Here is a 25,238-nt window from a genome sequence, read left to right on the forward strand (position 1 = left end):
AAACCCAGAATTATAGGGGAACTGCACCAACTCACGGCGCCACAGCTGACGACGCCGAACCGCGAATGCCGAGGGCGCGCGCGACGCCCCGACCGGAGCGCGGCATCGCGATGACGGGTTCGGGGGAATCGCCCCGCGTCCCGCACCGGACGCCGCCTCAATGTCGAGCGTGATGGGGGGCAGCAGGAGCTGGCGCGACGGCCAGCAGAGACTCCACGCCGTACAGCGTGGCGAGATTGGACAGCGCTTGCGGAGCGCCTGCGATATCAAGCGCGATACCGGCATCCTGCGCCGTGCGCTGCCACGACAGCAGCACAGCCAGCGCACACGAATCAACCTGCGACAGGCCAGCGCAATCGACGTGCAACGCGGCAATGCCGGCTTCGCGCGCTTGGCCAAGCTGAGCCTCGCCCTCGCGCAGAACGCGCGGCGCTTCGCGGTGAGTCAGCGGGCCGGACAAGGTCAACATGGTGGAAGTGGATGCGTCGGAAAAAGAAACAGCGGCCGAGTGACCGCTGTGTCGATTCTACCGGAAGGCCGCTTACTTTGCCGGGCCCTTCTCAAGCTGCGAGTTGCGCTCGTTCAGGAAGCTCACAAGGCCCGCCACGCCGCCACGTTTGCTGATGACATCGGCAAACTGGTTCTTGTACGTTTCCGACAGCCACAGGCCGCTGATGTTGATGTCGTACACCTTCCAGCCACCGGCCGTCTTTTCAAGGCGGTAGTCCAGAGCCACCGGCTCGCCGTTATTGTTCACGGTCGAGCGCACTACCACGTCGGTGTCATCGGCAGCCGCACGGAACGGCTTGTACGAAACGGTCTGGTTTTTCACGTTCGACAGCGCACCCGCGTAAGTGCGGATCAGCAGCGTTTTGAAACCGTCCTGAATCTGCTGCTGTTGCTCCGGCGACGCCTGGTTCCAGAAGCGGCCCATGGCAATCTGCGTGGTGCGTTTGAAATCGGCGCGCGGCACGATCTTCTGGTCGACGAGCTGGTACACCTTGCTCATGTTACCGCCGCGCAGTTCCGGATCGCTCTTGATGGTAGTGAGCACGTCGTCCACAGCCGTCTTGACGGTGGCCTGGGCATCGGCTTCCTGAGCGTGGACCGGCGCGGCTGCCACGGCAGCCGTCAGCGTGAGGCCAGCGAACAGGGAGCGGAGGAGTTTCTTCAACATATCGCGTCCTTATAGTGTGATTTTCGGGTCGCTTGCAGCACATTCGCCGCAATCCTGTTGGCGATTAGAACAGACCGCCCGCAGCCAAGTTCGTGCGAGCCGGCCAGTTTTACGCCTTGTCACCTTTGAGGCGACCTTGTTACGTGTACCGATCAGCGGCGGAACACCGGCCAGTTGGGGGTGAAGCGCTGGTACGGCGAGACCGTGGCGTCACCGGTATCCGGCGATTTCTTGTTGTCCTGATCTTCCGGCAGGTTGCCGTCATAGATCAGGTATCGGCGGCGCTGCAGATAGGCATCCCGCAGAAAGGTGTATTTGTCGACAGCGGCCTGTTCGAACACATTGCTGGCGCCCAGCAGGTTGGCACGCACGTCAACCACGCGCAGCGCGGCCAGCGAATAGGTGATCGTGCTGTCGTGCCAATACGTGAGCGGATCCATCTGCCAGTCGACCAGGAAGCCCACGGTGTCACGTGCGGTGCTCGGGCCGAGCAACGGCCAAACGACGTACGGACCCGACGGCACGCCCCATACACCCAGTGTCTGGCCGAAGTCTTCCTTGTGTTTCGGCAGGCCGGCGTCCGACGCAATGTCGATCAGACCACCCAGCCCCAACACCGTATTGATCGCCACACGCATGGTGTCTTCCAGCGCGGCCGTCCCCTTCAACTGCAGCAGGTTGTTGACGGCCGAATAGACATCGCCCGCATTCGAGAAGAAATTCGACACGGCAGTGCGCGCCGGCGACGGCACCACATCGACATACGTTTGCGCAACCGGCTTCAGCACGCCCTTGTCGAGGTCCTCATTGATGCGGAAGACTTCGCGGTTGAACGGCTCGATCGGGTCTGCCGGATTGGCATTCGGCCCCGTTGCACAGCCGGCCAGCAGCGTAGCGCCAGCGGCCACGGCCAGCACAAAACCGCGCAGCGTATGGATGGATGTTGTTGTTTTCATGGTTTATTTACTCCCACTGCCCTCGGCCGGCTTGGCTCCGCCGGCACTGCCATTTGCGCTGCCGGCACCGGCATCCGCAGCCTTGCTGTACAGGAACTGGCTGATCAGGTTTTCCAGCACCACCGCCGACTGGGTCATCGTGATCTTGCTGCCGCTGGCGAGCATGGCCGAGTCACCGCCCGGTTCAATACCGATGTATTGCTCACCCAGCAGACCCGAGGTCAGAACCTTGGCCGAACTGTCTTTCGGAAACTGATAGCGCTGATCCATGTCGAGCACGGCGATTGCCTGGTAGCTCTTGTCGTCGAAGAGGATCTGCGACACACGGCCGACGACCACACCCGAACTCTTGACCGGGGCCCGCACCTTCAAGCCACCGATATTGTCGAAGGCCGCCTTCACCTGGTAAGTCTTGGCAAACGAGAACGAACTCATATTGCCCGCCTTGAGCGCCAGGAATAGCAGCGCAATGATGCCCACCAGAACAAATAGGCCGACCCAGAAATCGAGGACGCTTTTACGCATGATCTTTTCTCGTTGAACGCTAACGACAACCGGCGGCTCAGTTGAACATCAGTGCCGTGAGCACGAAATCCAGCGCCAGTACAGTGAGCGACGCGATCACCACCGTCCGGGTAGTCGCGCGCGAGACGCCTTCCGGCGTGGCCTTGGCCTCATAGCCCTGATACAGCGCAATGAAGGTGACCGCCACACCAAACACGACACTCTTGATGACGCCGTTGAGCACGTCGTCCATGACATCCACGCCGGCCTGCATCTGCGACCAGAACGCCCCAGGGTCCACGCCAATCAGCCCGACCCCGACGAAGTATCCGCCCAGAATACCGACCGCACTGAAAATCGCGGCCAGAAGCGGCATGGCGATGAAACCGGCCCAGAAGCGCGGCGCCAGCACGCGGGCCAGCGGATCGACGGCCATCATTTCCATGGCGATCAGTTGCTCGCCGGCCTTCATCAAGCCAATCTCGGCCGTCAGCGAGGTACCGGCGCGACCGGCAAACAGCAGTGCCGTCACCACCGGCCCAAGCTCGCGCACCAGCGACAGCGCCACCAGCAGGCCCAGCGCCTGCTCGGAGCCGTATCGATTAAGCGTGTTGTATCCCTGCAAGCCAAGCACGAAGCCAACAAACAGCCCCGATACGGCAATGATGATGAACGAATCATTGCCGACAAAGCGCAGTTGCTCGATCACCAGGCGCGGGCGGCGAAGCACATCGCCGGAAGCACCAATGAGCGAAATCAACGTGCGCGCGGCGTAGCCGAAGCGGCTGACCAGCACCAGAACAAAGCGGCCGATGGTAGAGATCACCGTGCGCCTCCGCTCTTGCCCAGACCGAAGTCATCGGCCAGGGGCGCCCCGGGATAGTGGAACGGCACAGGGCCGTCCGCCTCGCCACGCACGAACTGGCGCACAAACGGATCGGTCGACGCGGTGAGCTCAGCCGGCGTGCCCTGCGCGGCAATGCTACCGTTGGCGATGAAGTAGACGTAATCGGCGATGCGGAACGTCTCCTGCACGTCGTGCGAGACGATGATGCTGGTCGCGCCCAGCGCGTCGTTCAGCTTGCGGATGAGCGAGGCGGTCAGGCCCAGCGAGATCGGGTCCAGCCCGGCGAACGGCTCGTCGTAAAGGAGGAGCGACGGATCGAGCGCGATCGCCCGCGCCAATGCCACGCGCCGCGCCATACCGCCAGAAATCTCCGAGGGCATCAGGTCGCGCGCACCGCGCAGGCCGACGGCGTTGAGCTTCATCAGCACCAGATCGCGGATAAGCAGTTCGGGCAGTTCGGTATGTTCGCGCAGTGGAAATGCCACATTGTCGAACACGGACAGATCGGTAAACAGCGCTCCGAACTGGAACAGCATGCCCATCTGCCGGCGCGCCGCGTACAGCTCTCGCTTGTCCATGGCGCCGATGTCCTGGCCTTGTACGCGCACTGTGCCGGCGGCAGCGGCCACTTGGCCGCCAATCAAGCGCAGAATCGTCGTCTTGCCGCAGCCCGAGCCGCCCATGACGGCCACCACGCTGCCCCTGGGCACGCGCATGCACAGGCCGGACAGAATGCGCCGCGCGCCTGGCTGATAGGCGAAATCGACCTGATCGAGTTCGACAACGGCGTTGGAAGGCTGGGTGGACACGGTGGAGATCGGTGCAGAGGGCTCGGCAGGTTGGCGGCTTTCATGCTGCCGCATCTCGTTGTCTTGACTTCCGCGGGCTCGCCAACAAGGGCGGCTTCGCGCGGCCCGCCATTATAGGTGGAAACCCGCGTAGCCCGTCAGTCACGCCTTGCTTACCGACAGTTAGTGTGGCTTGTTCGCCGCGCCGCGGGTTTTCGGGCCTTGCGGGTTGCTGAAAGTGGTGCGCTTGCGAAGCTGGGCTGGTGCGGCAGACCGGCAGCGGAAGTGGCCTATTCGCCGCTATCGAGACGTAGATCGGCCTGGCGAATCACCCCTTGCCAATGCGTGGCATCACGGCGCACGGCCTGGGCAAACGTGTCGGGGGCATCCCATTCCGGCTCGAAGCCGCCGGCACGCAACGTAGCGTGGACGTCACCCGAGGCGACGGCGCGGCGCAGTTCGGCCGCTGCGCGCATCGACAGGAGGCGGGGTGTGCGCGCCGGCATGAAAGTGCCGATCCAGGCGCTGCGATCGAATCCGGCGAGACCGCCTTCGCGCAGCGTCGGCACGGCGGGCGCGAAACGCGAGCGAGCCCCGCCCGTCACCCCGAGCAACCGTAGCTGGCCATTGGCCGCGGCGGCCGCCACGCTCGGATAGCAGGCGAAACACGCCGTCATGCGCCCCGCCAGGATCTGTTGCACGAGCCCCGCTTCACCGCGAACGGCCACATGCGGCGCATGGAAAGCGTAGTCGCGCACAAACTGCTCGGCGACAAGGTGCGACCACGTGCCGACGATATCCGAGCCGCAATTGACCGTGACGGACTCGCCGCGCGCCTGTGCGAGCAGATCAGTGATGGAGTAGATCGGCAAGCGCGCATCCACGGCGAGAAACAGCGGCAGCGTGGCCACCATCGCCACCGGCTGAAAATCTCGCAGCGGGTCATACGACGCTGGTTCCAGCGCGGGCTGGGTGACGAACGTGGTCTGTTGAAGCAGTAACGTATGGCCATCGGACGGCGCACGGGCCACGGCCTCACCGGCGGCCATGCCGTTGGCTGCGGGGCGATCTTCGACGCCCACCTCGCGGCCGACCTGCTGTTGCAATTGCGTCGCCAGTGCCCGGGCAAGTGCGTCAAACGCGCTGCCTTCCGCCGCCGGCACGACCAGACGCAGCGGTTGCGAGGGATACCCTTGCAGCAATGCATGCGCGGGCGACGTCAGCATTGTCGGCAGCACACCCAGCCACGCAAGCGCCCGCCGCCGCTGCGGGTCCGGCATATGCGGCACATCGGGCGCGTGGGTCAAATCTGCACGCACATTGCGGGCACGCGATTGCATGAGGCAGGTTGGGATCACGGGGAGATCTCATTCTAGAAATCCGCCCGTCCGCCCTGCACTCATGTAAACCATGTCGACGTAAACCATGAGGCATGACGCGCGCGCCAAAACACGTGCGTCACAAACAAAAAGGCCCGCCAAGGCGGGCCTGAGTCATCCGGTCAACCGCGTGGTCAGCGCGGCAGTTCCGAATGGCCCATGAGAAACGCGTCGACCGAGCGGGCGGCTTGACGGCCTTCCCGGATGGCCCACACGACGAGCGACTGGCCGCGGCGTACATCACCGGCGGCGAAGACCTTCGGCACGTTGGTGGCGTAAGCGTTGTCGCCTTCGGTGGCGGCACGCGCGTTGTTGCGCGCATCCTTGGTCACGCCAAAGGCATCCAGCACGCCGCCGACCGGGTTGGTAAAGCCCATCGCAAGCAGCACGAGATCAGCCTTGAGCGTGAACTCGCTGCCTGCAACTTCGGCCATCTTGCCGTCCTTCCACTCCAGGCGCACGGCGGTGAGGCCCGTCACCCGGCCGTTCTCGCCGATCAGCGCCTTGGTGGCGACCGACCAGTCGCGCTCGCAGCCTTCGTCATGCGACGACGACGTGCGCAGCTTGATCGGCCAGTACGGCCACACCAGCGGCTTGTTCTCTTCTTCGGGCGGACGCGGCAGCAGTTCGAACTGCGTGACCGACGCCGCGCCATGGCGGTTGGATGTGCCCACGCAGTCAGAGCCCGTATCACCACCGCCGATCACGATGACGTGCTTGCCATCTGCGCGGATCGGGTTCGGTGCATCGCCGGCCACTTCCTTGTTCTGCGGGATCAGGAATTCCAGCGCGTAATGCACGCCGTCCAGATCACGGCCCGGCACCGGCAGATCGCGCGGCACTTCCGAACCACCCGTCAGCACGACGGCGTCGAATTGCTTGAGGATGTCGTCGGCAGAGATCATCTCCCGCGCGTCGTTGGTGATGCCGGCCGGAACCGTCTTGTCGCCCACCATCACGCCGGTGCGGAACGTCACGCCCTCGGCTTCCATCTGCTGCATGCGGCGGTCGATCTGCGCCTTTTCCAGCTTGAAGTCGGGGATGCCGTAGCGCAGCAGGCCGCCAATGCGGTCGTTCTTTTCGAACAGCGTCACGTCGTGGCCAGCGCGTGCCAGTTGCTGCGCAGCGGCCATGCCAGCCGGGCCCGAGCCGACCACGGCCACAGTCTTGCCGGTCTTGTGCTTCGGCACTTGCGGTGCCACCCAGCCTTCTTCCCAAGCCTTGTCGATGATGGCGTGCTCGATCGACTTGATACCGACCGGCAGCTCGTTGATGCCCAGCGTGCACGCCGCTTCGCACGGTGCCGGGCAGATGCGGCCCGTGAACTCGGGGAAGTTGTTGGTCGAATGCAGCACCTCAATCGCGGTCTTCCAGTCCTGGCGATACACCAGGTCATTGAAGTCCGGAATGATGTTGTTGACGGGGCAGCCGTTGTTGCAGAACGGAATGCCGCAGTCCATGCAACGTGCGCCCTGGATCTTGGCTTCGTTGTCCGCCAGCGCGAACACGAACTCCTTGTAATGCTTCACGCGCGCTTCGGGCGCTTCGTATGCCTCGTTCTGGCGGGGAAATTCGAGAAAACCGGTCGCCTTGCCCATGGTGTCCTTCCTGACCCGATGCTGCTCTGCCGGCACAGTCGTGCTGAGCAGGCAGTCGGGCCTGTCTTGTGAGGTTGCGTTGTATTCAGTGGCGGCGGGAGCCGATCATCGATCGACAACCCGCCAAGTCGCTTGGAATCAGGTTCAGGCGGCGATCTGTTCGCGGCCCGCTTCCTGTTCGCGCTCGTACATCTCGGTCAGTGCACGCTTGTACTCGGTCGGGAAGACCTTGACGAAGCGACGGCGCGCGTTGTTCCAGTCGGCCAGCAGTTCCTTGGCACGCTCGGAGCCGGTGTAGCGGAAGTGCTTTTCCACCAGCGCCTTGAGCAGTTGCTCGTCGAGCACGCGCTCGCCGTTCACCTTGTGCCAGGTCGACGGGGTATGCGCCTTCTCCTGGTCTGCTGCCGACAGCACGGATTCCAGTGCGACCTGCGCCGTGTTGCAGCGCTTGTCGAACAGGCCGTCTTCGTCATAGACGTAGGCAACGCCGCCCGACATGCCTGCCGCGAAGTTGCGGCCGGTGGTACCCAACACGACGACGGTGCCTCCGGTCATGTATTCGCAGCCGTGGTCGCCCGTGCCTTCCACCACCGTGGTGGCGCCGGAGTTGCGCACCGCAAAGCGCTCGCCGGCCACGCCGTTGAAGAACGCCTCACCAGCCAGCGCGCCGTACAGCACAGTATTGCCGACGATGATGTTGTTGGTCGGCTCACCGCGGAACTCATGCGGCGGGCGCACGATCACGCGACCGCCCGACAGGCCCTTGCCCACGTAGTCGTTGCCGTCGCCCACCAGGTCCAGTGTCACGCCGTGTGCCAGGAACGCACCGAACGACTGGCCAGCCGTGCCCTGCATCTGCACGTGGATCGAGTCATCGGGCAGACCTTCGTGGCCGTAGCGCTTGGCCACTTCACCCGACAGCATCGCGCCCACGGTGCGGTTGACGTTGCGCACCGGCTGGATGAACGACACGCGCTCGCCCTTTTCCAGCGCAGCCTTGGCCTTCTCGATGAGCTGGTGATCCAGTGCGCGATCAAGACCATGGTCTTGCACGTCGACCTGATAACACGGCTCGCCTTCCTTCTTGGCCGGCTGATAGAAGATGCGCGCGAAGTCCAGACCGCGGGCCTTCCAGTGTTCGATGCCGGACTTCGTGTCGAGCAGATCCGCGCGACCAATCAGTTCGTTGAAGGTGCGGATGCCGAGCTGCGCCATGATTTCGCGCACTTCTTCGGCCACGAAGAAGAAGTAGTTCACCACATGCTCGGGCTTGCCCGAGAACTTCTTGCGCAGCACCGGATCCTGCGTCGCCACACCCACCGGGCAGGTGTTCAGGTGGCACTTGCGCATCATGATGCAGCCTTCGACCACCAGCGGTGCGGTGGCGAAGCCAAACTCGTCTGCACCCAGCAGCGCGCCGATCACGACGTCACGGCCGGTCTTCATCTGGCCGTCGGCCTGCACGCGGATGCGGTTGCGCAAGCCGTTGAGCATCAGCGTCTGCTGCGTTTCGGCCAGACCCAGCTCCCACGGCGTGCCGGCATGCTTGATCGACGACCACGGCGAAGCGCCGGTGCCGCCGTCGTGGCCCGCGATCACCACGTGATCGGCCTTGGCCTTGGCAACACCTGCGGCCACCGTGCCCACGCCCACTTCCGACACAAGCTTGACCGAAACGTCCGAACGCGGGTTCACGTTCTTCAGGTCGTGGATGAGCTGTGCCAGATCTTCGATCGAGTAAATGTCGTGGTGCGGCGGCGGCGAGATCAGGCCCACGCCCGGCACCGCATAACGCAGCTTGCCGATGTAATCCGTGACCTTGTGGCCAGGCAGCTGACCGCCTTCGCCAGGCTTGGCGCCCTGCGCCATCTTGATCTGGATCTGATCAGCCGAAGCCAGATACTCAGCCGTCACGCCGAAACGACCCGACGCCACCTGCTTGATCTTCGAACGCAGCGAATCGCCCTCTTGCAGTTCCAGATCGCGCTCGACCACTTCGCGGCCGATCACGTCCGACAGCTTCGTGCCCTGCTTGATGGGAATGCCGCGCAGTTCGTTGCGGTAACGGCGCTCGTCTTCACCGCCTTCGCCTGTGTTCGACTTGCCGCCGATACGGTTCATCGCCACGGCCAGCGTGGTGTGCGCTTCGGTTGAGATCGAACCCAGCGACATGGCGCCGGTTGCAAAGCGCTTGACGATCTCCTTGGCCGGTTCGACTTCTTCCAGCGGAATCGCGCGTGCCGGGTCAACCTTGAACTCGAACAGACCGCGCAGCGTCATGTGGCGCTTGCTCTGATCGTTGATCAGGTTCGCGTATTCCTTGTACGTCTGGTACGAATTCGCGCGCGTCGCGTGCTGCAGCTTGGCGATCGAATCCGGGGTCCACATGTGCTCTTCGCCGCGGACGCGGTAGGCGTATTCGCCACCGGCATCCAGCATGTTCGCCAGCACCGGCGCATCGCCAAAGGCGTCACGGTGCAAGCGCAGCGCCTCTTCAGCCACCTCGAAGATGCCGATGCCGCCGACGTTAGATGCGGTGCCGTGGAAGTACTTGTCGACTAGTTCACGTGACAGGCCGATCGCTTCGAAGATCTGCGCGCCCGTGTACGACATGTACGTCGAAATGCCCATCTTGGACATCACCTTGTGCAGGCCCTTGCCGATCGCCTTGGTGAAGTTGTAGATGGCTTTTTCGGCGGTCAGGCCCAGACCCGGCGCCAATTCGGCGAGCGTCTCCATCGCTAGGTACGGGTGCACGGCTTCTGCGCCATAGCCGGCCAGCAGCGCGAAGTGGTGCACTTCGCGGGCCGAACCCGTTTCGACGACCAGACCCGTGCTTGTGCGCAGGCCCTTCTCCACCAGGTGATGGTGGATGGCGGACGTAGCCAGCAGCGCCGGAATGGCAGCCTGCTTCTCGTCGACCGCGCGGTCGGACACGATCAGGATGTTGTAGCCCGACTTGACCGCATCGACGGCCTCGGCGCACAGCGACGCCAGGCGCGCCTCGATGCCTTCCTTGCCCCACGCCACCGGATAGCAGATGTCCAGCTCATAAGACATGAACTTGCCGCCGGTGTAGTGCTCGATGTTGCGGATCTTCGCCATGTCCTTGAAGTCCAGCACGGGCTGGCTCACTTCAAGACGCATCGGCGGGTTGATGTTGTTCAGCTCAAGCAGGTTCGGCTTCGGCCCGATGAACGAGACGAGCGACATCACCACGTTTTCGCGGATCGGGTCGATCGGCGGGTTCGTGACCTGCGCGAACAGTTGCTTGAAGTAGTTGTAAAGCGTCTTGTTCTTGGACGACAGCACGGCCAGCGGGCTGTCGTTACCCATGGAGCCCGCGGCTTCTTCGCCGTTGGCAGCCATCGGGGTCATCAGGAACTTGACGTCTTCCTGCGTATAGGCGAAGGCCTGCTGGCGATCCAGCAGCTTGGCGGCCGGCTTGGTCTCGGCGGCCACGTCTTCGGGCTTCGCGTCCAGCTCGTCGAGCTTGATGCGCACGGCATCGATCCAGCTCTTGTACGGCTTGGCGTTGGCCAGGTTGTCCTTGAGTTCCTTGTCGTCGATGATGCGGCCCTGCTCCATGTCGATCAGGAACATCTTGCCCGGCTGCAGACGCCACTTCTTGACGATGCGCGACTCGGGAATCGGCAGCACGCCGGCTTCCGAGGCCATCACGACCATGTCGTCGTCGGTCACGTAGTAGCGCGCCGGACGCAGGCCGTTACGGTCGAGCGTCGCGCCGATCTGGCGGCCGTCGGTAAAGCAGATGGCGGCAGGGCCGTCCCACGGCTCCATCATCGCAGCGTGGTATTCGTAGAATGCGCGGCGATTGTCATCCATCAGCGTGTGCTGTTCCCACGCTTCCGGAATCATCATCATCATCGCCTGGGCCAACGGGTAGCCGGCCATCGTCAGCAGTTCGAGGCAGTTGTCGAACGATGCGGTATCCGACTGGCCCGGATAGATCAGCGGCCACAGCTTGGGCAGATCATCGCCCAGCACCGGCGACGAGATGCCGCCCGTACGCGCATTGATCCAGTTGACGTTGCCCTTGACGGTGTTGATTTCGCCGTTGTGCGCAACCATGCGGTACGGGTGCGCCAGTTCCCAGGCCGGGAACGTGTTGGTCGAAAAACGCTGGTGCACCAGCGCCAGCGCCGACACCGTGCGCGGGTCTGCCAGGTCCTGGTAATAGCGGCCCACCTGCTCGCACAAGAGCAGGCCCTTGTAGACGATCGTGCGCGCCGACATCGACGGCACGAAGTATTCCTTGCCGTGCTTGAGCTTGAGTGCCTGGATCGCGTGGCTGGCGGTCTTGCGGATCACGTACAGCTTCCGCTCCAGCGCGTCAGTGGTCATGATGTCGCGGCCACGCCCGATGAAGATCTGGCGGATCACCGGCTCGGTCTTCTGCACCGTCGGCGACATCGGCATGGTCTTGTCGACCGGCACGTCGCGCCAGCCCAGCACGACCTGGCCTTCCAGACGCACGGTGCGCTCGAGTTCCTGTTCGCAGGCCAAGCGCGACGCGTGTTCCTTCGGCAGGAAGATCATGCCGACACCATATTCGCCGGCCGGCGGCAGATTGATGCCCTGCTTCGCCATCTCTTCACGGAAGAACTGGTCGGGAATCTGCAGCAGGATGCCCGCGCCGTCGCCCATCAGCGGGTCAGCACCGACGGCGCCTCGGTGGTCGAGGTTGTGCAGGATACGCAGGCCCTGCTGGACGATCTCGTGGCTCTTCTTGCCCTTGATGTGAGCGACGAAGCCGACGCCGCAAGCGTCGTGTTCATTGGTCGGGTCGTACAGACCCTGGGCCGACGGCGCGGCGGGGAAGGAATGTTGTTCCACGGCGATCTTCCGATGTTGTGGGCACAGCGCGCCGCAGAAAGCCCTCGCGATCGTGCGAATGCGGTGGCAGACAGGCAATGGCGCGCCGCACCATGAATGCGGGGTGAAATGAATATAAAAGAGTGGCCCGTAACAGGCAAAAGTTTTTAAATGGGGTCAGAGTTAATTAATAAATGCACGACAACAGTGCGGGTTTACTAATGGGGACAGATTAAATTCGACCGCAATTGCTGCGACTGAGCGTGACGGCTCCACTACCTCGCTATTCGGTGCGCGCGCTGTCCTCCGCTCCCACTTCTGCGAGTTGGCGGGGCGGTCGCCCCTTGGGCAATGGCGCAACGCGACGGCCGCCGGCGCGTGCCAGCGTCGCGAGAAACGCCTCGTTTCCGAGCGGCCAGCCGCTGTGCACATGCTGACGAATCTGCGCCAGCTGGTCTGAACCCAAACCTTCGTGCCACAACGTTCGATAGCGAGATTGGCGCTCGAAAGGCGTATTGCCAAGCCGCCAATAACAATAGTGGTCACTCACCCACGGAATGGATTGGATTCCCACATGATGGCGATATGTGCTCCATCGGTCGTCTTCCGGCGTGCTGACGAGACCCGCGCGCACGGCGTTGGATTCCACATACAACAGCATCGGCAAGACCCACTCAGCCGGGTCCAGCACGGTTGAGCGGAAACGCCCTTCCCACAGCGTTCCACTGCGATCAGCGGCGGCGTTGAAGTACCGCGTATAGCGCCGTCCGACCGCCTGCAGCGTGCGCGAAAGGCTGTCCGCCACCTTGGGCGTCCCCACCAGATGAACGTGATTCGGCATCAGCGAGAAGCCATGGACGGCGAAGTCGTGCTCGCGCGCGGCCATGCGCAACGTGTCGAGATAGAACGCGTAGTCGTCGTCGCCGCGAAAAACGATCTGCCGGTTGTTGCCGCGCTGCAACACGTGCACAGGAATATCCGTAGGACTGAGGCGAGGCAGGCGGGCCATGGAACAGACAGGGCAGCGAAAAGCGCCATCGTAGCCTGAACCCGGCGAACCTGTCCCCAATTTTTAGCAGGCAAACGCTTGCATGGCGGCTGTCGCGCAGAGGCGACGGCGAAGTTTGCGTGCCGTCAAATTGGCGACCGTCCACGGCATCGACGACGGGGTGAACTTGATCCCGAGCAAATCGGCCAAGCAACTTCCCCGCGAGACTGGCTCCCATCACATCACGAGACAACACGAGAGGGAGCGATTCATGGCTTTTCACCGCCTAGCCGCCGTAGCTGTAGCCGCCGGAATGCTTGCCGCCGGATTCAGCCAGACCGCCTTTGCGCAGAGCACGGACTTACCGCCGGCCACCGGCAACTGGATGGTGCGCCTGCGCGCTGTCAACCTGACAGCCGCCAACAAATCCGACGCGGTGCCGGCGCTGGCCATTCCGGCTGACGCCATTCAGATCAACAACAAGGTCCTGCCCGAGCTGGACATCTCGTACTTCTTCACGCCGCACCTCGCGGCCGAGCTGATCCTGACTTACCCGCAACAACAGGACGTCACGGTCATGCAAAGCGCGCTGGGCGGCCCGACCAAGATCGGCAGCTTCCGCCACTTGCCGCCCGTCCTGACGATGCAATACCACTTCACGCCCGAGTCGCGCTTCAAGCCGTACGTGGGCGCGGGCATCAACTACACGCGCATCTCGAATGTGAATCTGCAGGTGCCGGGCGTTGGTTCGCTGGACCTCAGCAAAAACAGCTTCGGCCCCGCGCTGCAGGCCGGCTTCGACTATCGCCTGACCGAACGTCTCTACTTCAACGTCGACCTGAAAAAGACCTGGATCAGCGCCGACGTGAAGATGGCCGGCCAGACCATCAGCAAAGTGAAGGTTGACCCGTGGCTGCTGGGCGTCGGCCTGGGCTATCGCTTTTAAGGGAGGGCGATCAGCGAACTGACACTGTCCTGATCGACTTTTACCGACGTGCCGCAGGGGCCGTCGACGGCGGGGGCGCTCGTCGGCGGTGGTTGGCGCGTTCGGCCCGGCATGCGTTGGGGCGGCCGGGCATTTTTTTTGGGCGTTTGATTTCGATCTGGTTTCAGATCGATTGGGAGCCAGGCGGGCGGATAGCGACCCGAACAGTAACGGTACAGCCGTTACTCAAGCTGCATCAATGGCAAAGATGCGGCGATGTTCCTTGATAGCGTAACGATCCGTCATGCCGGCGATGTAATGCGCGATCCAGCGCGGCTGCTCTTCGGGATTGGCTTTCGCCTGGTACTGCGGCGGCAGCAGACGCGGGTCATCCATAAAGACGCGGAACAGATCGTCGATGATGCGGCGCGCCTTGGCGGCCATGCGCATCACGAGGTAATGCCGATACAGGTTGTCAAACAGGAAGCGCTTGAGCGCGCGCGCCTCTTCGCGCATCGGGTCGGAGAACGCGACGAGCGCTGATGCGGCACGCACGTCATCGATACATTGCGGCGCAACGTCAGCAATGCCGGCACGCGTGGTGCCGATCAGATCGACGATCAGCGCGTTGATGATGCGGCGAATGGTTTCGTTGATCAGGCGCCGGCCGCTGACATTCGGGAACGCGGTCTCGGCCTCGCGCCGATGGACAGCCCATAGCGGCACGCCTTCGAGTTGCTCCAGCGTAATCAGGCCGGAACGCAGGCCATCGTCGATATCGTGGTTGTTGTACGCAACCTCATCAGCAAGGTTGGCAAGCTGGGCTTCCAGCGAAGGCTGTTGCCCCTCGAGAAAACGCCGCCCCAGGTCACCCAGCGTGGCCGCGTTGTTGCGCGAGCAATGTTTGAGGATGCCCTCGCGCGTTTCGAACGTCAGGTTCAGACCATCGAAACCGCCGTAGCGCTCCTCCAGCCGATCGACCACCAACAAGCTCTGGAGGTTGTGTTCAAAGCCGCCGTACGGCTTCATGCAGTCGTTGAGCGCGTCCTGCCCTGCGTGGCCGAACGGCGTGTGGCCCAGATCGTGTGCCAACGAAATTGCTTCGACCAGGTCTTCGTTCAGACGCAGGCTGCGGGCAATCGAACGAGCAATCTGCGCGACCTCGAGACTGTGCGTGAGCCGCGTCCGGAACAAATCGCCCTCGTGATTCACGAAAACCTGCGTCTTGTATTCGAGGCGGCGAAAGGCGGTGCTGTGGACGATGCGATCGCGGTCACGCTGGAACTCGGTGCGCGATGTGGATGGCGGCTCGGCGTGCACGCGGCCGCGCGTCTGCGCCGAATGCGCGGCGTAAGGGGCGAGAGGGCCTTCGAGGTCGAACGGCGCAGAAGGCAAAGCGGATCGGTCGTTCATCGGGCCATCTCGTCTTGTCTCAGGCGACGGGCGCTTCGGTCGGTGGTCGCAGCACGGCGTGCCGCAAGGTAGCGCGCAAGTCGGCGTCGGGCACCGTGGTCACGAACGCCTGGCCCAGCTTGCGCAGCAGCACGAATTTGATCTCGCCGGCTTCGGCCTTCTTGTCGACGCGCATCAGGTCGATGAAGCGATCAACGCCGAGATCCGGCGCCACCGTTGGCAGGTCGGCCGCACGCGTGAGCGCAGTGATGCGGTTGCGCGTGTCGATGTCGATAAAGCCCAGGCGATGCGACAGGTCTGCCGCCATCACCATGCCGCAGCCGACGGCTTCGCCATGCAGCCATTCGCCGTAGCCCAGGCCGGCCTCGATAGCGTGGCCGAAGGTGTGGCCGAAATTCAGGGTGGCACGCAGGCCGGTTTCGCGCTCGTCCTGCGCCACGACGGCCGCCTTGATGCGCACCGAGCCGCGTACGGCTTCGGCCATCAGGTCGGTATCGCACTCGTTGAGGCCTTTGATGTTCTGCTCGATCCAGGCGAAGTAATCGGCATCGGCGATCGCGCCGTGCTTGATGACCTCGGCCATGCCAGCAGCCAGCTCCCGCGCAGGCAACGTGCGTAGCGTATCGATATCGGCCAGCACCACCTGCGGCTGGTGGAACGCACCGATCATGTTCTTGCCCAGCGGATGGTTGATGCCCGTCTTGCCGCCCACAGATGAATCGACCTGCGACAGCAGCGTCGTCGGCACCTGGATGAACGGCACGCCGCGCATGTAGCAGGCTGCGGCGAAGCCGGTCATGTCGCCGATCACGCCGCCCCCCAGCGCAACCAGCGTGGTTTTGCGGTCCGCGCCCGCCGTCAACAGCGCATCAAAGATGCGGTTGAGCGTGTCCCATTTCTTGAACGACTCGCCATCGGGCAGGACAACCGTGTCGACAACCTTGCCAAGCGAACGAATGGCCTCCTCGACCTGGGCCGCATAGAGCGGTGCGACGGTCTCGTTGGTGACGATCACGGCGCGCGCGCCGCGAATGTGGGGGGCGAACAACTCAGCCTTGGACAGTAGCCCCGAGCCGATATGGATCGGATAGGCGCGATCGCCAAGGTCAACATCAACGGTAATCATGACTGAGGGGAGACTTGCGAGGAGGAGGAGGCGCCCGCGGGCGGCACAACAATGCCGGCCACCTCAAGTTGCATCAGGACCATATTAACAAGCTGGGCGACAGTGGGCTTGCCCGTTTCGATGACAAAGTGCGCCACGTCACGGTACAGCGGATCACGGATCGCATGCAGTTCTTCAAGCTTGGCACGCGGGTTTTCGGTCTGCAGCAGTGGCCGGTTCTTGTCGTGGCGTGTGCGAAGGTACAGGTCATGCGGATTGGCGCGCAGATAGATCACGGTGCCACGCTCACGCAAGAACGCGCGATTCTCGGCCCGCAGCACGGCGCCGCCGCCGGTGGCCACGACCACGCCATCGCGCGAGGTGAGTTCGTCGATCATGTGGGTTTCGCGATCGCGGAAGCCCACTTCGCCCTCGTGCTCGAAAATGACTGGCACACGCACGCCGCAGCGCGCTTCGATCTCGTGATCGGAGTCGAAGAATGGCAGATCGAGCCGACGCGCCACCGCCCGGCCGACCGTGGTCTTGCCCGCGCCCATCAAGCCGACGAAAAATACGTTCGAAACAGACAAAATCGCGTGAAATCAGGAATTTGAGCTTGATTGTAGTGGCATTTGGTCACCATCCTGCACAAACCCGGAAGCAGGACACAAAAAAGCCCGGCGCTCCACTCAGGAGGCCGGGCTTTCAGATCGCGATGCCGCCGCCGATTACTTCAGCGACAGTTGATCAGACAGCACACGCGGCGTCAGGAAAACGAGCAGCTCGGTGCGGTTGTTGATCTTGTTCGTGCTCTTGAACAGATTGCCGAGCACCGGAATGTCACCCAGCAGCGGCACCTTGTTGATGTCAGTCCGCTCGTTCTGCGTATAGATACCGCCGATCACAACCGTGCCGCCGTTCTCGACCAGCACCTGTGTCTGCACGTGCTTCGTGTCGATGGCAAAGCCGTTGGTGGTCTGGATACCCACGCTGTCCTTGTTGACGTCCACATCCAGGAAGATGTTGCCATCCGGTGTGATCTTGGGCGTCACTTCCAGCTTCAGGTTGGCCTTCTTGAACGAGACCGACGTCGCACCGGAAGAGGTCGCCTGTTGATACGGAATCTCAGTACCTTGCTCGATCAGCGCCTTGATGTTGTCGGCAGTGACCACGCGCGGGCTGGAAACGATCTTGCCGCGACCATCTGCTTCCAGGGCGGAAAGTTCCAGGGCCAAGAAACGGCCGGCCCCCGCATTGAACAGGCTTACGGCCACGCTGGCAGCGTTCACGCCGTTGATGCCGTTGGCCGGAAGGCTGATTGCCGGGCTGTTGTCCCATGTGGCGCCCTGGGTAACCGGCGACACCACGTTGGTGTAGGTATTGCCGTAACCAGCGCCGTTTGTTTTCGACGCGAAGCCCAGCTTGGCACCCAGGTTACGGCTGAACGTGTCGTCCGCCTCAACGATGCGCGCCTCGATCATCACCTGGCGAACCGGGATGTCGATCTTCTGAAGGAACGCCTGCACCTCTTCGAGCTTGCTCGGGATGTCGGAGACGAACAGCTGATTCGTACGCGTATCCGCCGTGAGCGAGCCGCGCTTGGACAGAACTCGCGAGGTCGTGCCACCGGCAGCACCGCCTGCCCCACCTGCGGCACCGGTACCCAGCAGCATGTTGCGCACATCGCCGGCGTTCTGATAGTTCAAGCGGAACACCTGACTGCGCAGCGGCTCCAGTTCGGTCACCTGCTGTTGCGATTCAAGCTCGGCTTTTTCCTTCGTGGCCAGCTCGCCACGCGGGGCAACCCACAGCACGTTGCCGTTGCGACGCGACGCCAAACCCTTGGAATCGAGCACAATCTGCAGTGCCTGATCCCACGGCACATCTTTCAGACGCAGCGAAAGCGTGCCCGTCACGCTGTCGCTCGTGACGATGTTCAGGTTCGTGAAGTCGGCGAAGACCTGCAGCAACGAACGCACATCGATGTTCTGGAAGTTCAGCGACAGGCGCTCGCCACGGTAGCCCGGGCCGGAAATCAGCTTGTTCGGATCTTCCTTCGTTGGGCGCACTTCCACCACGAACTGCGTGTCGGTCTGGTACGAGCTGTACTGCCAGTTGCCACGCGGCTCGATGATCAGGCGTGCGCCAGTGCCGTTGTCAGTGGCACGCATGGCCTGCACGGGCGTGCCGAAATCGCTCACGTCATAGCGACGACGCAGCGACTGCGGCAGCGTCGCACCGACGAAATCGACTACAAGGTTCTGACCTTGCTGGGCGATGTTGATCGCCGAGTTGGCCGTCGACAGGTCGACCACCACGCGGCCGGCGAGATCCTCGCCGCGGCGGAAGTCAACGTTGCGCACCGCCGGGCGCTCGGCGCCTGCGACGGGTGTCGTGGCCGAGAAGGTCGGCGCCGCGACAGCTGCCGCCACCGGCGCCGCTTCCAGCGTCAGCACGTACTGATTACCGCGCACTTCCGACTTGTACTGCGTCTGGCGCGACAGATCGAGCACGACGCGGGTACGGTCGCCGATCTGCACGACATTGGCCGAACGCAGCAGCTTCCCGCCGTATTGATAATTGGCGCGGCCCTGCGCGAAGCTGGCCCCGAAGAAGTCGATGGCGATGCGCGCGGGCTGCTGCGTGCTGAACTCCACCGGCTTCTGTGTCGGCGCGCTCTTGAGCGTGACCGTCACCACGGTGGATTCACCGGCCGTGGCCTGCTCCACCTTTTCGATCGTGTTGCCGGAGACGGCCGCTGCAGGCGCTGCCTGCTGGGCGGCGGCCTGACCAGCCACCATGAACAGGCACAGCGAAAGCCATGCCACCGCGCCCCCCCGGGCCACTCGGGTTGCCTGCGACAGGCCGCCCTTCACAAGACGCATCGTCATTGCGCGCTCTCCTGAACTTTCAGGGTCGTCATTTTTTCTTTCCATTCGGTCGTGCCTTCGCGCACCAGCTCACGCAGGGTGAGTTCCTGGTCTCCGATGCGGACGATGCGACCATAGTTTTGTCCGATGTACTGCCCCACATGCACATGCTGCGTCTTGTCCCCGACAGACAGGACACCTTCCGTCTCGCCATTGCGCTTCATCGTCCCGACCAGCTTGAAGGCTTCCAGCGGATAGTCTTCCAGCGGCTCGCGACGGCGATTCGGTTCCGGCGATTCGTTCTGCGCGCGCGAAAGTTCTGCCACCTTCTGCACGCTGAACGGATCAGTCTGCTTGGTGGTCGTGTATTCGCGCGGCGCGTAAGGCTTGGGCTCGGGCAGCGGCGGCACGGTCGTACTGACGCTCTGGCGCGCTTGCTGCATCCATTGCTGCAGTTCCTCGTCTTCGCTCGCGCCGCAGGCCGTCAGCACGACGGCGAGGCACAGCGGCGACAGACGCAGAACGTGCGACATGCGGCGACGGCTCATGGTGCGGCCCCTCATTTGGCGCCTCCCTTGGCAGCGGCATTCGCCTTGCGCTGAGCCGCCTGCTCATCGGCGTCGAGCGCCCGGTAGGCTTCAGCGCGCGTTTCCATCACCATGCCGCCATCCTTGGTGCCCGTCAGCGAGATGTTCTGCAACGTGACGATGCGCGACAGCGCGGCCACGTCGGCAGCAAAGAGTGCCATGTCGTGATAGCGGCCATTCACCTTCACCGCCACCGGGATCTCGGCGTAGTAAGGCTTGATCACCGCGCCGGACGGGCGGAACAGGTCGAAGGTCAGGCCACGCGCGATACCGGCATGGTTGACGTCGGCCAGCAGCGCGTCCATCTCGGTCTTGTTGGGCAATTGCAGCTCAAGCTTGGCGACACGCTGCTCCACCTCGACCTTCTGCTTGCGCAGCGCTTCAAGGTTCACCACCTGCGCGAGCTTGCTCTGGTATGCCGACTTGAGGTTGTTCTGCTCGGTGCGCTTGGCGTCGCGCTCGTCAAACTTGCCGCTCCAGTAGAACTGCCAACCCAGGCCGATCACCAGCACGGCCGAGAGAATCATGAACAGGATGCGCGGCGCGATCGGCCACGTTTCCGGCTCATTCAGGTTCAGGCCACGGAACTGGCTGACCAAGTCTTCCAGCGAAATTTCGGTCGAGAGCGCCATGGTTATTTCCCTGCCGTGGCCGTACCCGGCTTGACCGACGCTACCGGCTCGGCCTTCCATTGGAAGCGGATCGTGAAGTTGAACAAGCGGCGCTGTTCCTTCAGGTTGTTCGTCATGGTGGTGGCCACCGATTCGCCCAGCTCGGCGTGATCCAGCCAGGGCACCGCACCCAGGTTGCGCAGCAGATCCGACACGCGTTCGTTGGACTGCGCCACACCCGACACGGTGTAACGCTCGCCATCCTGCTTGAGCGAGGTGAGATAGATGCCGTCCGGCACCTGACGCACCAGTTCCTCGAGCAACTGCACCGGGCGGTTGCGCTGGTTCTGCAGGCTTTCCACCGCTTGCTGGCGTTGCAGGAGATCGTCGATGTCCTTCTTGAGGGTGTTGACCTCGGCGATCTGCTTGTCCATCTCCGCGTTCTTCTGCGTGAGGATGTCGTTGATGCGTTGCGCCTCTTCGGTCTGGTGATCGATCACCATGCCACCCAGGAACACCACTACAGCGCCCGCAACGGCAGCGCCGCCCAGGCTCATGAAGACTTTCTTGCGCTTACCGGCACGCCGCTCTGCGTGATACGGCAGCAGATTGACGTTCGGGAGCGCATTCACGGCATTCGCGCTTTCATTGGCCATCGTCTGCTCCTTATTGCAGCCCGCGCAGGGCAAGGCCCGCGCTGACGATGTAGGCCGGCAGATCGCGCTGCAGATAGCGCGCGTTGACGTTCTTGGCCGCGCCCATATTGGCGAACGGATTGGCCAGCGTCGTATTGATCTGCGTCTGTTGCTGGATCGCGGTCTGCACGCCCAGCAACGATGCGTGACCGCCCGAGAGCACGATTTCGTCCACGCGACCGACGCTCGAGGTCGACAGGAAATTCTGGATCGCCTGTCCGACTTCCATCGCCAGCGTCTCCAGCGAGGGCTTGAGCAACTGGCTGCGGTATTCGTCAGGCAGCGTGTTCTTGCGCTTCTTCACCTCGGCCTTGAGCAGATCGAGGGAGAACAGGCGCGAGATGCTTTGCGTAAGCTGGTCGCCCGAGCCTGACATCGGCTGCTCGTACAGCTCCTTCCAGCCTTGGTAGAACAGTGCATGCGAGCGCGCACCGCCCAGGTGGAACATCGCCACGACGGGCATGTCGCGTGTCTCGGTTTCCGTGGCGTCGGGCTTGACGGCCAGCATGTGCGTCATGGCGCGCTGGATGGCGTTCTCTTCCACGTCCATGACGATTGCTTTCAGGCCGGCCATCTCGGCAGCCGTCACGCGCTCGGTCACGCGCTCGGAAACCGTTGCCGTGACACGCACGCCGACCCCGCCTTCGGTTTCGGATGGGCCGATCACGACATAGTCGAAATTGACGTTCTGCGAGGGCGGAAACAGCCGATTGGCTTCGCTCTCGACCTGCACGAAGAGCTCGTCTTCGGTCAGGTTGTCGGGCAGGCTGACGGTTTGCGATTCCGTCAGGCTTGCAGGAATGGCAAGCACGGCTTCCTTACCGCGGATGCCGGCCTTGGCGATGGCACGCTTGAGCGCATTGCCCACCGCATCGATATTCACCAGATTGCCGTCAGCGACGGCACTGCGTTCAATCAGCTCGCTGGCGCATTTTTCGAGACGGAAATCCCCCTGCTTGCCGTTGGCGGACAACTCCACCACCTTGACGCTGGAAGACCCGATATCTATCCCGACGATATTGCGGCGCAGCAGGCCGGACAACAAACCCCGTCGCACAGAGACACCCCACCGTTTATAGTTTTTTGAACCCTGGCGCCCGTCGCAAATCCAACGTGCGCCATAGCCTGCTTAGATTTGCTGCTGGATTCTCACAAAATCCTTTAGAACAGGCAAACGCTCAGGCAGACCGCGATGCATTTCGCGCCATGCCTTTCCGAAAGCGTTGTCAAAACCCCACGGTCGGGGGATACCCCTTTCGTCTGACTTGATTTCCGCTCCGTCTACTTCTATCGGCGGATTCTTAGCCGCCTTGAATCAAGGGGCGGCCGGCGCACAATCCGCCCGCAGGGTAAGCATGACGCGGCGCACAAGTGCAGTCGCGTACGCTGACGTGACACTGGTTACGTGCTGTTACGTCCGATGCCGCCGGCCTCCCGAAGCCTCGACGATATAATCGCCGCCACGCTGACTGACACCCCCGGTGCCCACCTGTAATGGCTACTGCCCAAACCACCCCAGCTTCGCCCAAGCCGCCCAAAGCCCGCCGCCCGCTGTGGGCGCGACTGCTTCTCTGGATGCTCGGCCTGTTCGTTGCCATGGGGGTCGTCGGAGCGCTGCTGCTGGGCTATGCCCTGCTCGTCGCCGCGCCCAACCTCCCGTCGCTCGACGCCATCACCGATTACCGCCCGAAGATCCCGCTGCGCGTGTACACCGCCGACAACGTCCTCATCGGTGAATTCGGTGAGGAGCGCCGCAGCTTCGTGCCGATCACGCAGATGCCCGACGTGATGAAGCGCGCGGTGCTGGCCATTGAGGACGACCGCTTCTACGAGCACGGCGGCGTTGACTTCATCGGCGTACTGCGCGCTGGCCTGGCGAACCTGCACGGCGGCCTGTCGCAAGGTGCGTCGACCATCACGATGCAGGTGGCGCGCAACTTCTTCCTGTCGAGCGAGAAGACGTACACGCGCAAGATCTACGAGATGCTGCTCTCGTACAAGATCGAGGCGAGCCTGACAAAGGACCAGATCCTTGAGCTGTACATGAACCAGATCTACCTGGGTCAGCGCGCGTACGGCTTTGCCAGCGCCGAACAGATCTACTTCGGCAAGAACATCAAGGACATCACCCTGGCCGAAGCGGCCATGCTGGCCGGCCTGCCCAAGGCCCCGTCGGCATACAACCCGGTGGTGAACCCGAAGCGCGCGAAGGTGCGTCAGGAATACATCCTGCAGCGCATGCGCGACCTGCACTACATCACGCCAGAGCAGTACACCCAAGCCATCAATGAGCAACTGCCGGTGCGCGGCGAAGGCCATGAGTTCGACGTGCACGCCGAGTACGTCGCCGAAATGGTGCGTCAGCTCATGTACGCGCAGTACCGCGAAGAGACCTACACGCGCGGCCTGAGCGTCTACACTACGCTGCGCAAGGCCGACCAGGATGTCGCGTACCAATCCGTGCGCCGCGGCATTCTCGACTACGAGCGCCGTCACGGCTATCGCGGCCCTGAAGCGTTCATCGACCTGCCCTCCGAGGCGGAAGAGCGCGAACAGGCCATCGACGACGCCCTGCTTGAACATCCGAACAGCGACGATCTGCAATCGGCCGTGGTGGTGAGCGTGACGCCCAAGCTGGTGCGCGCGACGATGCTGACCGGTGAGACGATCGACTTGGCGGGTGACGGTCTGCGCTTTGCACAGGCGGCGCTGTCGAACAATGCACAGCCGAAGATCAAGCTGCGCCCGGGCGCGGTGATCCGCGTGATTCAGGATACGAAGACGCAGAAGTGGTCGATCACGCAGTTGCCGGAAGTGGCCTCGGGCTTTATCTCGCTGGATCCGCAGACAGGTGCGATCTACTCAATGGTCGGCGGCTTCGACTTCAACCGCAGCAAGTTCAACCACGTCACGCAGGCCTGGCGCCAGCCGGGTTCCAGCTTCAAGCCGTTCATCTACTCGGCGGCGGTGGACAAGGGTTTCTCGCCGTCTACGGTCATCAATGACGCGCCGCTCTCCATCCCGACCGGCGACACCGGCGGCCAGGTGTGGGAGCCGAAAAACTACGGCGGCGGCTACGACGGCCCGATGACGATGCGCCGCGCGCTGCAAAAGTCGAAGAACCTGGTGTCGGTGCGCATCCTGCGCGCGATTGGTACGCAGTACGCGCAGCAGTACATCACGCGCTTCGGGTTCGACGCCGACCGGCACCCGGCCTATCTGCCGATGGCGCTGGGCGCAGGTTCAGTGACGATGCTGCAGATGGCGAGCGGCTACTCGGTGTTCGCCAACGGCGGCTACCGCATAAACCCATACATCATCGATCGCGTGGTGGATGCGCGCGGTACCGTCGTGCAGCAGAGCCATCCGATGACCGCCGGCAAAGACGCTGTGCGCGTGATCGATCCGCGCAACGACTTCATCATGGATTCGCTGTTGCGCAGTGTGGTGTCGAGCGGCACGGGCTACCAGGCCAAGGTCAAGCTGGGCCGCAACGACATGGCTGGCAAGACCGGTACCACCAACGACTCGTTCGACGCCTGGTTCTGCGGCTACACGCCCAAGCTAGTGGGCGTGGCCTGGATGGGCTACGACAACCCGCGCAGCCTCGGCGATCGTGAAACCGGTGGTGGCTTGGCCCTGCCGATCTGGATCAACTACATGGGCTACGCGCTCAAGGGTGAGCCCCAGACCGAGCGTCAGCCGCCCGAAGGCGTCGTGCAGATGGCCGGCGACTGGGCCTACGAGGAATACGCCAACGGTCAGGGCGTGGCTTCGGTGGGCCTGGGCGATGCTATGCCGGGAGCATCCGCACCGGCCGGCGACCAGTCGCAGCAGCCTGGCGTCAATCTGGCGCCAACGCAGGAACAGGAGAAACAGAAGATTCTCGACATGTTCCGCGGCAACTGAACGTCGCGCTCACGAAAAAGCCGCCCTTCGGGGCGGCTTTTCTTTTCGTC

Annotated in this window: 20 protein-coding genes; 2 read left to right on the plus strand and 18 right to left on the minus strand. The window is 63.0% G+C overall.

Annotated elements, in window-relative coordinates; genetic code table 11:
- Positions 1–157 precede the first annotated feature (157 nt).
- From BM136_RS21945 to BM136_RS21990, 10 genes are all read right to left on the minus strand, one after another.
- Positions 158–469 carry an STAS domain-containing protein gene (locus BM136_RS21945; RefSeq protein WP_092975741.1) on the minus strand — a complete coding sequence of 104 codons (312 nt, stop codon included), beginning with the start codon at positions 467–469 and terminating at the stop codon, positions 158–160.
- Between the two features lie 72 nt (positions 470–541).
- Positions 542–1,177, minus strand: coding sequence for an MlaC/ttg2D family ABC transporter substrate-binding protein (locus BM136_RS21950; protein WP_092975744.1), 636 nt, complete (start codon positions 1,175–1,177; stop codon positions 542–544).
- A 152-nt stretch (positions 1,178–1,329) separates the two neighbouring features.
- Positions 1,330–2,133 carry an MlaA family lipoprotein gene (locus BM136_RS21955; protein ID WP_092975747.1) on the minus strand — a complete coding sequence of 268 codons (804 nt, stop codon included), beginning with the start codon at positions 2,131–2,133 and terminating at the stop codon, positions 1,330–1,332.
- Between the two features lie 3 nt (positions 2,134–2,136).
- Positions 2,137–2,658 carry an outer membrane lipid asymmetry maintenance protein MlaD gene (gene mlaD / locus BM136_RS21960; protein ID WP_024977847.1) on the minus strand — a complete coding sequence of 174 codons (522 nt, stop codon included), beginning with the start codon at positions 2,656–2,658 and terminating at the stop codon, positions 2,137–2,139.
- Positions 2,659–2,695: 37 nt separating this feature from the next.
- The gene (gene mlaE / locus BM136_RS21965; RefSeq protein WP_092975750.1) at positions 2,696–3,463 is read right to left on the minus strand and encodes a lipid asymmetry maintenance ABC transporter permease subunit MlaE; all 768 of its coding nucleotides are present in this window, start codon (positions 3,461–3,463) and stop codon (positions 2,696–2,698) included.
- Positions 3,460–4,293, minus strand: coding sequence for an ABC transporter ATP-binding protein (locus tag BM136_RS21970; protein WP_092975892.1), 834 nt, complete (start codon positions 4,291–4,293; stop codon positions 3,460–3,462). The genes mlaE and BM136_RS21970 overlap by 4 nt, the downstream gene beginning before the upstream one ends.
- A gap of 269 nt (positions 4,294–4,562) precedes the next feature.
- Complete coding sequence (locus tag BM136_RS21975) at positions 4,563–5,552, minus strand: Bug family tripartite tricarboxylate transporter substrate binding protein (protein WP_092975895.1); 990 nt, start codon at positions 5,550–5,552, stop codon at positions 4,563–4,565.
- 233 nt (positions 5,553–5,785) lie between these two features.
- Positions 5,786–7,249 (minus strand): glutamate synthase subunit beta, encoded by a 1,464-nt coding sequence (locus BM136_RS21980; RefSeq protein WP_092975753.1) that lies wholly within the window; start codon positions 7,247–7,249, stop codon positions 5,786–5,788.
- A 144-nt stretch (positions 7,250–7,393) separates the two neighbouring features.
- The gene (locus BM136_RS21985; RefSeq protein ID WP_254775733.1) at positions 7,394–12,106 is read right to left on the minus strand and encodes a glutamate synthase-related protein; all 4,713 of its coding nucleotides are present in this window, start codon (positions 12,104–12,106) and stop codon (positions 7,394–7,396) included.
- 262 nt (positions 12,107–12,368) lie between these two features.
- Positions 12,369–13,094: a transposase gene (locus tag BM136_RS21990; RefSeq protein WP_092975756.1), complete on the minus strand. Its 726-nt coding sequence runs from the start codon at positions 13,092–13,094 to the stop codon at positions 12,369–12,371.
- Between the two features lie 250 nt (positions 13,095–13,344).
- Here BM136_RS21990 and BM136_RS21995 point away from each other — a divergent pair, with 250 nt between their 5' ends.
- On the plus strand, positions 13,345–14,019 hold the full coding sequence (locus BM136_RS21995; RefSeq protein WP_092975758.1) for an OmpW/AlkL family protein: 675 nt from the start codon (positions 13,345–13,347) through the stop codon (positions 14,017–14,019).
- A 225-nt stretch (positions 14,020–14,244) separates the two neighbouring features.
- Here BM136_RS21995 and BM136_RS22000 read toward each other — a convergent pair whose 3' ends face one another.
- The 8 genes from BM136_RS22000 to pilM form a co-directional block, all read right to left on the minus strand.
- Complete coding sequence (locus BM136_RS22000; protein WP_092975761.1) at positions 14,245–15,411, minus strand: deoxyguanosinetriphosphate triphosphohydrolase; 1,167 nt, start codon at positions 15,409–15,411, stop codon at positions 14,245–14,247.
- Between the two features lie 19 nt (positions 15,412–15,430).
- Positions 15,431–16,537 (minus strand): 3-dehydroquinate synthase, encoded by a 1,107-nt coding sequence (gene aroB / locus BM136_RS22005; protein ID WP_092975764.1) that lies wholly within the window; start codon positions 16,535–16,537, stop codon positions 15,431–15,433.
- Positions 16,534–17,106 (minus strand): shikimate kinase, encoded by a 573-nt coding sequence (locus BM136_RS22010; protein WP_175537194.1) that lies wholly within the window; start codon positions 17,104–17,106, stop codon positions 16,534–16,536. Before BM136_RS22010 ends, aroB begins: the two co-directional genes overlap by 4 nt.
- Before the next feature lie 138 nt (positions 17,107–17,244).
- The gene (gene pilQ / locus BM136_RS22015) at positions 17,245–19,401 is read right to left on the minus strand and encodes a temperature dependent type IV pilus secretin PilQ (RefSeq protein WP_302848172.1); all 2,157 of its coding nucleotides are present in this window, start codon (positions 19,399–19,401) and stop codon (positions 17,245–17,247) included.
- A gap of 2 nt (positions 19,402–19,403) precedes the next feature.
- Positions 19,404–19,949: a pilus assembly protein PilP gene (locus BM136_RS22020; protein WP_092975773.1), complete on the minus strand. Its 546-nt coding sequence runs from the start codon at positions 19,947–19,949 to the stop codon at positions 19,404–19,406.
- A complete protein-coding gene (locus tag BM136_RS22025) occupies positions 19,946–20,605 on the minus strand; it encodes a type IV pilus inner membrane component PilO (RefSeq protein WP_092975776.1) in 660 nt (219 codons plus the stop codon). Before BM136_RS22025 ends, BM136_RS22020 begins: the two co-directional genes overlap by 4 nt.
- Before the next feature lie 2 nt (positions 20,606–20,607).
- On the minus strand, positions 20,608–21,240 hold the full coding sequence (locus BM136_RS22030; protein ID WP_092975779.1) for a PilN domain-containing protein: 633 nt from the start codon (positions 21,238–21,240) through the stop codon (positions 20,608–20,610).
- A gap of 10 nt (positions 21,241–21,250) precedes the next feature.
- The gene (pilM, locus tag BM136_RS22035) at positions 21,251–22,321 is read right to left on the minus strand and encodes a type IV pilus biogenesis protein PilM (RefSeq protein WP_175537195.1); all 1,071 of its coding nucleotides are present in this window, start codon (positions 22,319–22,321) and stop codon (positions 21,251–21,253) included.
- A gap of 452 nt (positions 22,322–22,773) precedes the next feature.
- Here pilM and BM136_RS22040 point away from each other — a divergent pair, with 452 nt between their 5' ends.
- Positions 22,774–25,188, plus strand: a complete 2,415-nt coding sequence (locus BM136_RS22040; protein WP_092975785.1) for a penicillin-binding protein 1A — start codon at positions 22,774–22,776, stop codon at positions 25,186–25,188.
- The last annotated feature ends 50 nt before the right edge of the window (positions 25,189–25,238 follow it).

Source organism: Ralstonia sp. NFACC01 (assembly GCF_900115545.1).
Classification (GTDB): Bacteria; Pseudomonadota; Gammaproteobacteria; order Burkholderiales; family Burkholderiaceae; genus Ralstonia; species Ralstonia mojiangensis.